Genomic DNA, 11820 nt, shown 5'->3' with positions numbered 1-11820 from the left:
TCAGCCGAGGAGCTCGTCGATCTTCTGGGCGGCGGCCTCGGCCGCGGCGTCCGGGGTCCGCGCGCCCGTGATCACCTGCTGCAGGGCCTCCTGGACCGCTGCGGAGAGCTCTGGGTACTCGCCGCCGTACGCGCGGGCGTGGGCGACGTCGAGCTGCTTCTCGAACACCTGCATGTTGGCGTCGTCCGAGAGTGCCAGCTTGCCCTGCAGGTCGACGCGGCTGGAGAGCTGGCCGGACTCGTCGCAGTAGATCTTGGCGCCGTCGGCCCCGGTGAGGAACTCGAGGAACTTCTGCGCCGCCTCGGGCTGCTGCGCCTGGGCGAAGGTGACGACGTTCTCTCCGCCGAGACCGGTTGCGGCCTCGGCGCCTGCGGGCAGCGCCGCCACGCCGAAGTCGACGCCGGCGTCGGCGAGGTTCTGCAGTTCCCACGGGCCGTTGATCATCATTGCGGCCTTACCGGTGACGAACTGCGTGCGCGCGTCTTCCTGCGAGTAGTTCGCGACCGCAGAGGACATGGAGCCGTCGTCGACGAGGGACTTGAGGTACCCGAGCGACTCAGCGCCGTCGGTGGCGAAGGAGTCGAGGTCGCCGCCCGTCTGCCACAAGAACGGCAAGTACTGGAAGGTGCCCTGCTCGTTCTTGACGGCGCTCATGACGATGCCGGTGTGCTGGTCGTTGGTGGTCGCCTGGGCGACCGTGCGCAGCTCGTCCCACGTCGTCGGGGCCTCGACACCCGCCTCCGTGAACATCGCCTTGTTGTAGTAGAGGGCGAGGTTGTTGGAGTTCAGCGGACGGGCCCAGGTCTTGCCGTCGAGCTGGGTGCTCTGCCACGGCCCGTCGAAGAACTCGTCCGCGCTGCCCCCGAGGGAGTCGGTGACGTCCTGGAGCAGCCCGAGGGCCGCGAAGTTCTGGGTGTCGACGACGTCGACCACCGCCACGTCCGGCACCTGGCCGCCGACGCCGCCCTGGACGATCGACTTCGACAGGTCGGCGAACGCGAACGAGGTCCGGTTGACGTTGATGCCCGGGTTGGCCTCCTCGAACGCCGCGACAGCGCTCTCCATGGCCGTGTTGCTGACGCCCTGACCGAGGTAGTCCCAAACTTCGATGGTGACGTCGCCGCCGGCGGCAGAGTCGGGGGGGGTGGCGCCGCCGTTGTCGGCGGCGCCACACGCGGCCAGGCTGAGGGTGAGCAGCGCCGCGGTGACCGCGGCCAGCACCGTTTTGGGGGACCGGATGTTCATGCCTAACTCCTTCGTGAGGTTCTTGCTGGGGACTCAGAGGGTGAACTCGACCACGTGGTCGGTCGGGAGGAGGGTGGTGCCGGCGGCCAGCTCGGGGTAGGGGCTGGGACCGCCGGCGGTGCCGGTGCGCACCGCGCCCGGTGCGTCGCCGACCAGGACGACGCGCCACGGCCTGTCGGTGCCGTCCGCGGCAACCTCGACCGAGGTTCCGGTGCGGGTGACCACGAAGGTGGCGGTGCGGCCATCCGGCGCGGTGACCGGGACGCTTGTGACGCCCTCGGCCGGCCGGTAGAGGTAGAGGGCGAGATCGTCGAGCCAGTCGTAGTCGGGACGGGTGGCGTCCGCTCCGACCGGCAGCACGGCGCCGTCCGGGACGAGGACCGGCAGGGTGGTCAGGTCGTGGACCTGGTGGTGCCATCCCGCGCCCTCGACGTGCTCGCCGGACAGGACATCGGTCCAGCCGTTCGTCGGCAGGTAGACGTCGACGTCGCCGGACTCGGTGAAGACCGGGACGACGAGCAGGTCAGGCCCGAGCAGGTACTGGGTGTCGACGTGGACGCTGCCGCGGTCCTCGGGGTACTCCAGCACCATGTGCCGCAGTAGCGGCAGACCGGCCTCGGTCACCGCGCGGGCGTGAGTGCCGAGGTACGGCATCAGCCGGTTCTTCAGCGCGATGAACCGCCGGGCCACCTCGACGGCGGTTTCGCCGTAGTCCCACGGCACCCGGTAGGAGTGGGAGCCGTGCAGGCGGCTGTGCGAGGAGAGCATCCCGAACGGGAACCACCGGAGGAACACGTCGTTGTTCGGTGTGCCCTCGAAACCGCCCATGTCGTGGCTCCAGTAGCCGAAACCCGACAACCCGAGGGACAGCCCGCCGCGCAGCGTCTCCGCCATCGAGACGAACGTGGGTTCGGAGTCGCCACCCCAGTGCACCGGGAAGGACTGCCCACCGGCGGTGGCGGAGCGGGCGAAGACGATCGCCTCCTCCTCGCCGCGCACCTCGGCGATCGCCTCGTAGGCGGCGCGGTTGTACAGGTAGGAGTAGTAGTTGTGCATCTGCTGCGGGTCAGAGCCGTCGAACCACTCGACGTCGGTGGGCACGCGTTCGCCGAAGTCCGTCTTGAACGCGTCGACGCCCTGGGCGAGGAGCTTCTTGAGCTCGCCCTTCCACCAGGCGACGGCGTCGGGGTTGGTGAAGTCGACCCAGGCCATCCCGGACTGCCAGTGGTCCCACTGGCGAACCGAGCCGTCCGTAGCTCGCAGGAGGTAGCCCTCGGCCATGCCCTCGTCGAAGAGGTGGGAGCGCTGGGCGATGTAGGGGTTGATCCAGACGCAGACCTTCAGGCCGCGCTCGTGGTACCGGGCGAGCATGCCTGCCGGGTCCGGGAACTTCTCCGGGTCCCAGGTGAAGTCGCACCAGTGGGAGGGGCGCATCCAGTAGCAGTCGAAGTGCAGGACGCTGAAGGGCAGCTCGAGCGCTTCCATGCGGTCGACGAAGGAGTTGACGGTGTCCTCGCCGTAGTCCGTCGTGAACGACGTCGAGAGCCACAGCCCGTAGGACCACGCCGGCACCTGGGGGGCGCGGCCGGTCAGGGCGGTGTACCTACGCAGGATGTCCTTCGGTGTGGGGCCGTAGATGACCAGGTACTCCAGCGCCTGCCCGGGGACGGAGAACTGCACTCGGGTGTTGATCTCGGAGCCGACCTCGAACGAGACGTGCTCGGTGTGGTTGACCAGCACGCCGTAACCGGCGTTGGTCAGGTAGAACGGCACGTTCTTGTACGCATGCTCGGTGGCGGTGCCGCCGTCGTCGTTCCAGACATCCACGGTCTGCCCGTTTCGCACCGTGGGCCCAAACCGCTCGCCCAGCCCGTAGACGACGTCGCCGACGGCGAGGGTGAGCTGCTCGTGGACGTACCGCTCACCGTCGGGGGCGGTGACGATGCCGGTGCTGCGCGGGATGGACGCGGTGAGCGGACGGCCGCCGCCGAGGAACTCGAGGCGGTATCCGTCGTCGCCGGTGAGGCGAAGCTCGAGATCGCCTGCCCGCACGGTGGCGCTACGGCCCTCGACGCGGATCTCGGGGGTGACGTCGGAGCCGGTGAGGGCGAAATGCGGGCCGCGGTCGACGGCGCCCCGGAAGTGCGCCTGTCGGACCCGGACGACGCCGGGAGCGACCGCCTCGACGGTCGTCGTGAGCATGGGGGAGTCGAGCTCGTCGCCGCGCTTGCGGACCTCACGGGTGGGGGAGAACGCCACGACGCCGCGTTCCGTGGCGACGATCTCCTGCACCTGCCGGGGGTGCTCGACGACGAAACCGGGCTTCTTCACCCAGTAACCCTCAGTGAACTTCACGCTTCTCGCTCCAGTGTCGAATCGGTTCGATGATCAGGCTTCGAGCCACCTGACCCTGACGGGTTGAAAATGGTCAGGCGGGCGCCTGGCCCGCGGTCCCGCGGTGGACGTAGGTCGGCGGGAGCAGCGTGGTCACCGGTTCGCGGCGGGCGCCGCCGAGGGTCTCGACCAGCAGGTCGACCGCCGTCCTGGTGACCAGGCGCGAGGGGTTCTCGACGCCGGAGATAGCGGTGACGAGGCCGGGATCGAGCGCGTCGACCGTGACCCCGGTGACTGAGAGGTCGCCCGGGACGGACCGGCCGGCCGCCGTGACCGCCGCCACGAGCGGGGCCACAGCCGGCTCGTGCTGCACGATGAAGGCAGTTGTCTCGGGGTGGTCGGCGAGAACGGCGCTCACTCCGCGGAAGGTCGCCTCGGCGCTGCCGGCGGGCAGCTCCAGGACATGTACGCCGGCGCGCTCGGCGGCCTCCCGGATCCCATGCTGGAAACGCTCGGCGTAAGTCATGCGCATCTCGTGCGCGATGCTCGGGGCGCCGAGGACGCACACATGCGTGTGCCCCGTCACGGCGAGCTGGTCAACGAGCATGGCGCCGGCGGCCGTCCAGTCGAGGTCGACTCGATGCAGGTCGGCACCGTCAGTGGGGAGCCCGATGAGCACGCCGGGCAGGCCGGAACGCCGCAGGGCGGCGACGCGCGGGTCCTGCTCCTCGACGTCGAGAAGCAGGAACCCGTCGACCTGCTTGCTGCGGGTCAGGCGTTCCACGCCACGGAACGCCTCCTCGCCGGTGACAAGGAGTATGTCGTAACCGGCCGCACGGGAGGCGCGGGCGATGCCGTCGACGAACTGCAGCGCGACGGCGGGGCTGGCGTTCGCCCCCATGGGGGCGAACAGGGCGAGGGTCTCGGAACGGGACGTAGCCAGCGCGCGGCCGGTGGCCGAGGGCCAGAAGTCCAGCTCGCGGACTGCCTGCTCGACGCGCTCGCGCGTCTCGGCGGAGACCGGACGCTTGCCGCTCAGTGCATACGAGACCGTCGACCGGGAGACGCCAAGGTGACGGGCGACATCGCCGATGTTCACCACCTGACCACCTCTCGCCATCGAATCGGTTCGATGACGAGAAAGTTACATGCCGATACAAAGTGCGTCAAGAGGGTGCGCGGGACACGTCGGCGCCGCCGCCCGACCTCCATGACGACGAGAGAAGAACCTCCGTGGACGAAAGCCGTGATGTCGCCCCGAGTCCGCCACGCGCTACGCCCGCACCCTCGATCCTGCGACGGGTACGCCGGAGGCTACCGGGTCCGCGGGTCGTGCAGACTCCGACATGGTGGCCGTGGTGCGGGTGCGTGCGGCACGGAGGCCGTTGAGGATGACGATGACCTCGGCGATCTCATGGACGAGGACAACCGCGGCCAGCCCGAGGACGCCGACGAGGGCCAGCGGTAGCAACACGACGATGATCAGCAGGGACAGGATGATGTTCTGGTTGATGATGCGTCGTCCGCGGCGGGCGTGGTCGAACGCGCGTGGGATCAGACGCAGATCGTGGCCGGTGAAGGCGACGTCGGCGGACTCGATCGCCACATCCGAGCCGGTCGCACCCATCGCGATGCCGATGTCCGCGGCTGCCAACGCGGGAGCGTCGTTGATGCCGTCCCCGATCATCGCGATGGGAGCCGAGTGGGTGAACTCGGCGATCGCGGCGGCCTTGCCCTCGGGGCGAAGCTCGGCCCGCACATCAGTGATCCCGGCCTGGTCGGCGAGTGCGTGGGCCGTGCGGGCGTTGTCACCGGTGAGCATGACCACCCCGATGCCCTGACCACGCAGGGTGCGCACAACCTCGGGTACCTCGGGCCGCAGTTCGTCGCGCACCCCGATCGCGCCGACCGGCGTGCCGTCACGGTGCACGATCACCACCGTCATGCCCTGGCCCTCCAAGTCCGCGACCTGGGCGGTCAGGTCGCCAGGATCAATCCAGCGCGGACTGCCGACCGTGACCTTGGCGCCCTCGATGACGCCCTGGATGCCGTGCCCAGCCAGCTCGGTCACCTGCGCCGCCGCGGGAGCATCGGGGGCGGCGGCGATGATCGCCGCGGCAAGAGGGTGCGTGCTGTACCGCTCCAGCGCGGCCGCCCACCCGCGCACGTCGGCCTCAGCGATGCCATCCGCGGTCACTACCTCGGTGACGGTGGGCTCGTTGCGCGTCAGGGTGCCGGTCTTGTCGACGGCGACGTGGCGGACCCCGCCGAAGCGTTCGAAGATCGCGCCGGACTTGATGATCACGCCGAACTTGCTGGCAGCGCCGATCGCGGCGACGACCGTGATCGGCACCGAGATCGCCAGCGCACACGGCGAGGCGGCCACCAACACCACCAGGGCGCGCGTGATCCACAGCTCCGGGTCCCCGAACAGCGATCCGATCAGTGCGACCAGGACAGCGAGGATCACCACGCCAGGTACGAGCGGGCGCGCGATCCGATCCGCCAGCCTGGCCCGGTCACCCTTCTCGGCCTGGGCCTGCTCGACCAGCTCCACGATCGTGGTCAGCGAGTTGTCGGTCCCCGCCGTGGTCGCCTCGACCTCCAAGACGCCGGCGGTGTTGATCGCGCCGGCGGAGACGGCATCGCCGGGTTCGACCTCGACCGGGATCGACTCGCCGGTGATCGCGGACGTATCCAGGCTGCTGCGCCCGGAGCGCACGACCCCATCGGTCGCGATCCGCTCACCAGGACGCACCAGCATCACCTGGCCCGCCTCCAGGTGTTGCGCCGCGATCTGCGTCGAAGCACCGTCGGTGAGCACGGTCGCTGTCTCCGGCACCAGCTTCAGCAACGCCCGCAGCCCCCCACGGGCGCGGTCCATCGCCTTGTCCTCCAACGCCTCGGCGATGGAGTACAGGAACGCCAGCGCAGCCGCTTCCTCGACGTAGCCGAGGATCACCGAGCCGACCGCGCTGATCGTCATCAGCAGGCTGATGCCGAGCCTGCCCTCGAACAGCTTCCGGATCGCGCCGGGCGTGAACGTCGTCGCGCCGAGCAGCAGACCGACCCAGAACAGCACCAGCGCGGGAATCTCCGCGCCGGACCACGCCCAGATCAGACCCGCGAGGAACGCGATGCCGGAGAACACCGGCACAAGCACCTCACGGTCCCGCCACCACGGCCCATCGTGATCGCCATCGTCGATGTCGACCTCGTCCACCTGCGATCCGGTGACCGCGCTCATGCCTCCGCTCCCGTCTCACAGCAGCCGGCGACCGAGCAGGCAGGGTCGACGCACGGCGCGTTCTCGTCGACCGCGAGCGTGACCTCGACCAGCGCGTTCAGCGCCACGGACAGATGCGGGTCAGTGATCTGATACCGCGTCTGCCGGCCCTCGGGCTCAGCCACCACGATCCCGCAGCCCCGCAAGCACGTCAGGTGGTTCGACACGTTCGAGCGCGTCAACCCCAACTCCCGGGACAACACCGTCGGATAGCTCGGGCCCTCCAGCAGCGTCAGCAGAATCCGCGAACGCGTCGGGTCCGCCATCGCCCGGCCCAGTCGGTTCATCACGTCCAACCGAGAAGCAATAGTCAGCACGCACTGACGATACAGCGAGGACTGTCATGAGCGGAAGCCGGCTCTGCGCGTCGGTCGTCGCACGAACTCACGGGCCCACGCCTCAGAACGTCCCGGTCAGGCGTTGGAGGCCGAGGCTGGTGAGGGAGACCACGACCCACAGCGACGCGCCGAGGACCAATGGGCGGTGGCCGGCTCGCCGCAGCCCGGCAAGATCGGTGGAGAGCCCGACGGCTGAGAGGGCAACCGTGATCAGGAACACCGACACCTGGCTCAGTGCGGGGTGCAGCGCGCTGGGTATCAGGCCCAGGGAGTTCGCGGCGGCCACGATCAGGAACCCGATCAGGAACCGGGGGACCAGTCGCCAGGCCCGCACGCGCGGACGGCGGACGGCCTCGACATCGTCTTGTCCAGGGACCCGCGCCGCGCTGCGGCGTTCGTGGCGGGCCGTCAGCGCGGCGAGCCCGAAACTGATCGGGATGATCAGCAGGGTCCTGGTGAGCTTGACGACGACGGCGTAGTTGGTGGCCGCCTGGCCGTAGGTGGTGGCGGTGGCCACGACCGATGACATGTCGTTGACGGCTGTCCCCGCGAACAGCCCGAACGCGTGCTGGCTCATGCCGAGGACATGGCCGATGGCGGGGAAAACGAGGACTGCCGAGATGTTGAACAGGAAGATCGTCGAGATCGCGTAGGTGACTTCCGCCCCGACGGCGCCGATCACCGGTGTGACGGCGGCGATGGCTGAGCCCCCGCAGATCCCGGTTCCGACCCCGATCAGCGTGCGGAGGTTGCCGGTGACGCCCAGCCACCGTCCGATCCAGTAGGCGGACACCAGGACGGCTGTGAGCGTGCCGAGCATCACGGGCAGCGACCCGACGCCCACTCGCACGATCTGCATCAAGGACAGTTGGGACCCGAGCACGACGACCGACGCCTGCAGGACGGTCTTGCTGGCGATGGCGATCCCTGGGCGGAGCCGGGCACCGGGGGCGATCAGCGTGGCGAGCACGACCCCGATGACGATGCCGGTGACCGGACCACCGACGAGCGGGAACTGCCGGCCCACGACGGTCGCGACCACGGCGATCGCGACTGCGAGCGAAAGGCCGGGCGCCGGCACGGTCAGGCGCGCCCATCGATCGTGGACGGACGGGTTCCCGGCGACCTTGCGCGCCGCCTGGATGGTCGACGCCGATTCCTGGGCCTCTTGGTGGTTGCTCACGAGGAGAACACTCGTCCTGGATGCCCCGGACCGGTAGCCCCCGAAGCGCGATAAGGTCATAACGTATGCCTATACCCATGCGGGTGTCTCATGGGTCTGAAGGCAGACGTGATGCTGTCCCCTCGATGGAAAGGATCGCAGATGGTCGCCCACCGGCCGAGCCTGGACCTTGACGCGCTGCGGGTGCTCACCCTGGTGGCGGACCTCGGCAGCATCTCGGCCGCGGCCCGCGCCGAGCAGATCAGTCAGCCGTCGGCAAGCAAGCGCATCCAGGGCCTTGAGCGCCAGCTGGGGCTGGAGCTCCTCGACCGGCGCACCCGCGGCGCGACGCTCACCGACCACGGCCGCCTGGTCACCGGATGGTGCCGCGCCGTCGTCGACGCCACGGACTCCTTGGTGACCGGCAGCCAGGCTTTGTCGGCCCGGGCCGCCGAGCGGCTGAGCATCGGCGCAAGTCAGACGATCGCCGAGTACCTGGCCCCATCCTGGCTCGGAGAGTTCCGTCGACGGGGCGGCGAGCCCTCCGTCCAGCTCCGGGTGGCCAACTCGCAAGGCGTGATCGCGGCACTGCGGTCCCGCGAGATCGAGCTCGGCTTCGTCGAGACGCCGACCATCCCGACCGACCTGCTCAGCCGTCAGGTCGCCACCGACCGCCTCGTGCTCGTCGTCTCACCCGACCATCGGCTGGCACGTCGCCACGAACCGGTCTCCCGCGACGAACTGGCCGTGATGTCGCTGGCCACCCGGGAGGACGGCTCTGGTACCCGCGACACCCTGCAGGTGGCGGTCGGGCAGGCCATGGCGGCGCCCGCCGTCGAGCTCGACTCCAACGCCGCCGTCAAGGTCCTGGTCAGTTCGGGCAGCTACCCGGCGGTGATCAGCGAGCTCGCCGTCGCCGGCGAGCTGCGCGACGGCCGGCTCGTCGAGGTCCCACTCCGCGACGTCGACCTGAGCAGGTCGCTGGACGCCGTGTGGCGGCGCGGAACCCGACTGCGTGCCGCCGCCAGCCACTTCTTGCTCACCGCCCGACCCAATGCCGGCCCGACACCGACCCGGGAGCCTACCGAACCCCGGCAGGCCGCACGCGGACCAGCGCCGGCGCCGACAGACGGGCTATGACGTCGACCTCGTACCTACTCACCGGCCAATGGCTGGGTGAATCGTCGCGTCAGGAGGCGCAGCAGGAGAGCTTGGAGATGTCCGTGGTGTAGGACTGGGCGGCGATCTTGATCCCCTCGGCCATGGTCAGGTAGGGGCTCCACATGTTCGCGACCTGCTCCACGGTCATCCCGGCCTCCAGGATGTAGACCCCGGCCGCGGCCAGGTCACCGGCGTCCTTGGCGACGGCGGTGATTCCCACGATCCGCCGGGTGTCGGCGGCGGCGACGATCTTGATGAAGCCGCGCGTGTCGCGGTTCACCAGGGCGCGGGGGACGTACTCCAGGGGCAGGACGCGGCATTCGCACCGGATACCGGCCTTGTTGGCCTGCCGGTCGGTCATGCCGACCGCAGCCAGGGCGGGGCTGGTGAAGGTCACCCTGGGCAGGTGGCGGTAGTCGACCTCGCGGCCGGCGCCGTTGAAGGCGTTCTCCACCATCAGGGTGCCGTGGGAGGCTGCGACGTAGACGAATTCGCTGTGTCCGGTCACGTCCCCGGCGGCCCAGATCCGGTCATTGGTGCTGGCCAGGGTCTTCTGGACGAGGATCTCGTCCCGGTCCCCGGTCTTGACGCCGACGGTGTCCAGGTTCAGCCCGTCGGTGACGGGGCGCCGGCCCATGGCGACAAGCAGTCTTGCGGCCCGGAATTCCTCCTGCCCGCCCGAGACCGCGGCGGTCGCGACGATCCCGCCGGTGGCCGGATCGGTCCGCACGGTGGACACGGTGGCACGGCGGACGACGCGGATGCCCTCGTCGGCGAACACCCCCATCAGGGTGCGGGAAGCCTCCGGTTCCTCGGCCGAAGCCAGGCGGGAGCGGACCAGCATGGTCACCTTCGAGCCGAGCCGGGCGAAGAGCAGAGCCTGTTCAAGTGCCACGTAACCGCCGCCGAACACCAGCAGGGATTCCGGCACCGCTTCCAGTTCCATGGCCGTGGTCGAGGTCAGATACTCCGTGTCCGAGAGGCCGTCGATGGGGGGCGCCCACGGGGCGGACCCGGTGGCCACCAGGTAGTGCGCGGCCGTGACGACTTCGCGGGCGCCGTCCGCTGCCGTGACCTCGAGGACCGGTTCTTCCGATGTGCCGGCGAAAACGGCATTGCCCTGGCGCAGATCCCATCCGTAATCCGCGATCAGGTCCACGTACTTCTCCGAGCGCATCGTCTCCACCAGGGAACGCTTCCCGCCGATGAGCGCCCCCATGTCCACCGGAGCGGCCGAGGTGCTGATGCCGGGGAAGCGGCCGGAAGCGTCCAGGGCAACATGCCTGGCCTCGGCCGCCGCCAACAGCGCCTTGGAAGGAACGCAGCCGGTGTTCACGCACGTCCCGCCGACGGTGGAACGTTCCACCATGAGCACCCGCTTGCCCAGGTTGGTCGCCCGGATCGCCGCGGAGAACGCCCCGCCGCCGGATCCGATGACGGCCAGATCATAATCGAACGCTGCTGCTTCAGTCATGGGACCTTCCTCAATCTGACGAGCGGTTCCACGGAGCCGTGGAACCGCCTGTGGCATGTGTCCAGCCCTACCCTGCACCTTGACCTACAGGGCAAGGTCAAGGGGACGGGCCGGGCGGATACCGCCCGGGCGTGGTCATCGGCAGCTGACTGAGGGTGCCAGGACGGATTCCAGGAAACGATGCAGCGGTTGCCTATGTGTTCGGTGCGTGTAGCGCGTGGAAGGTGTTGGCGGCCGCGTCCGGTGAGCATGACCGCGATGGATTCGGTGACGAGGTAGGTGGTCGCGGCGGCACCGCGGTGAGCACGGTCGAGGACGACCGCCACCGTCCTCGGCAAGACCCGGGCCCTGCCCCTGGCCTCGAGTCGGACCTCAACAGGCATGGCGCGGGGCGAGCTCATCGCGGTCCTCCTCGCGCGCGGCACCCGCGTCACCGTTCCCTCGACTGCGGCGGGAACGCTACTCGGCCTGGCACTCAGTTGGGCGTTCTCGGCCTACGCGAACGCCCCCGTGCCCATAACCGGCTGGACCTGGCTGCTCCCTGCGCTCGCCGCCGTCGTAGCTCTCCCCGCAGCAGCCAATGTCCGCACGGACGACCCGTCGAGCAGGACCTCAGTGTCCGTGGGCATACGCCCGTCAGTGTTTCGGTCACCAGTGACTCCTCCCTGCCAGCTAGTCAGTCGGTGTCTCGAGCCACCTACACCGTCCATCGGGATAGTTCCCGCGCACGAGTACCGAGGGGAGCTTGACTGTGGCGCTCAATCGCTGTTACTTTGCGACTAAAGGAAGTACCGAACGAAGGAGTTCGATGCCTGGTACT

Annotated in this window: 8 protein-coding genes; 1 reads left to right on the top strand and 7 read right to left on the bottom strand. The window is 69.3% G+C overall.

Annotated features, from left to right (window positions below; translation table 11 throughout):
* The 6 genes from ACYC1Z_RS02285 to ACYC1Z_RS02260 form a co-directional block, all read right to left on the bottom strand.
* A complete protein-coding gene (locus ACYC1Z_RS02285; RefSeq protein ID WP_461407940.1) occupies positions 1-1245 on the bottom strand; it encodes a sugar ABC transporter substrate-binding protein in 1245 nt (414 codons plus the stop codon).
* Between the two features lie 33 nt (positions 1246-1278).
* Complete coding sequence (gene yicI / locus ACYC1Z_RS02280) at positions 1279-3600, bottom strand: alpha-xylosidase (protein WP_461407939.1); 2322 nt, start codon at positions 3598-3600, stop codon at positions 1279-1281.
* Between the two features lie 73 nt (positions 3601-3673).
* Positions 3674-4678, bottom strand: coding sequence for a LacI family DNA-binding transcriptional regulator (locus ACYC1Z_RS02275; RefSeq protein WP_461407938.1), 1005 nt, complete (start codon positions 4676-4678; stop codon positions 3674-3676).
* 174 nt (positions 4679-4852) lie between these two features.
* Entirely contained in the window at positions 4853-6826 is a 1974-nt protein-coding gene (locus tag ACYC1Z_RS02270; protein WP_461407937.1) for a heavy metal translocating P-type ATPase, read from the bottom strand.
* Positions 6823-7182, bottom strand: coding sequence for a Cd(II)/Pb(II)-sensing metalloregulatory transcriptional regulator CmtR (cmtR, locus tag ACYC1Z_RS02265; RefSeq protein WP_461407936.1), 360 nt, complete (start codon positions 7180-7182; stop codon positions 6823-6825). The genes ACYC1Z_RS02270 and cmtR overlap by 4 nt, the downstream gene beginning before the upstream one ends.
* 82 nt (positions 7183-7264) lie before the next feature.
* On the bottom strand, positions 7265-8290 hold the full coding sequence (locus ACYC1Z_RS02260) for a YeiH family protein (protein ID WP_461407973.1): 1026 nt from the start codon (positions 8288-8290) through the stop codon (positions 7265-7267).
* A gap of 237 nt (positions 8291-8527) precedes the next feature.
* Between ACYC1Z_RS02260 and ACYC1Z_RS02255 the strand changes: the two genes are divergently transcribed.
* Entirely contained in the window at positions 8528-9505 is a 978-nt protein-coding gene (locus ACYC1Z_RS02255; RefSeq protein WP_461407935.1) for a LysR family transcriptional regulator, read from the top strand.
* 49 nt (positions 9506-9554) lie between these two features.
* Here the strand turns inward: ACYC1Z_RS02255 and merA are convergent, their stop codons facing one another.
* A complete protein-coding gene (merA, locus tag ACYC1Z_RS02250; protein ID WP_461407934.1) occupies positions 9555-11000 on the bottom strand; it encodes a mercury(II) reductase in 1446 nt (481 codons plus the stop codon).
* Between the last annotated feature and the right edge of the window lie 820 nt (positions 11001-11820).

This window comes from Georgenia sp., assembly GCF_054605595.1.
Note: the sequence above shows the minus strand (reverse complement) of the source record. Positions and strands in the feature narration are given on the sequence as shown.

Coding starts and splice junctions, on each gene's coding strand:
- ACYC1Z_RS02285 (WP_461407940.1), bottom strand. CDS start 1,245: ATGAACATCCGGTCCCCCAAAACGGTGCTGGCCGCGGTCACCGCGGCG.
- ACYC1Z_RS02270 (WP_461407937.1), bottom strand. CDS start 6,826: ATGAGCGCGGTCACCGGATCGCAGGTGGACGAGGTCGACATCGACGAT.
- ACYC1Z_RS02255 (WP_461407935.1), top strand. CDS start 8,528: ATGGTCGCCCACCGGCCGAGCCTGGACCTTGACGCGCTGCGGGTGCTC.
- merA (WP_461407934.1), bottom strand. CDS start 11,000: ATGACTGAAGCAGCAGCGTTCGATTATGATCTGGCCGTCATCGGATCC.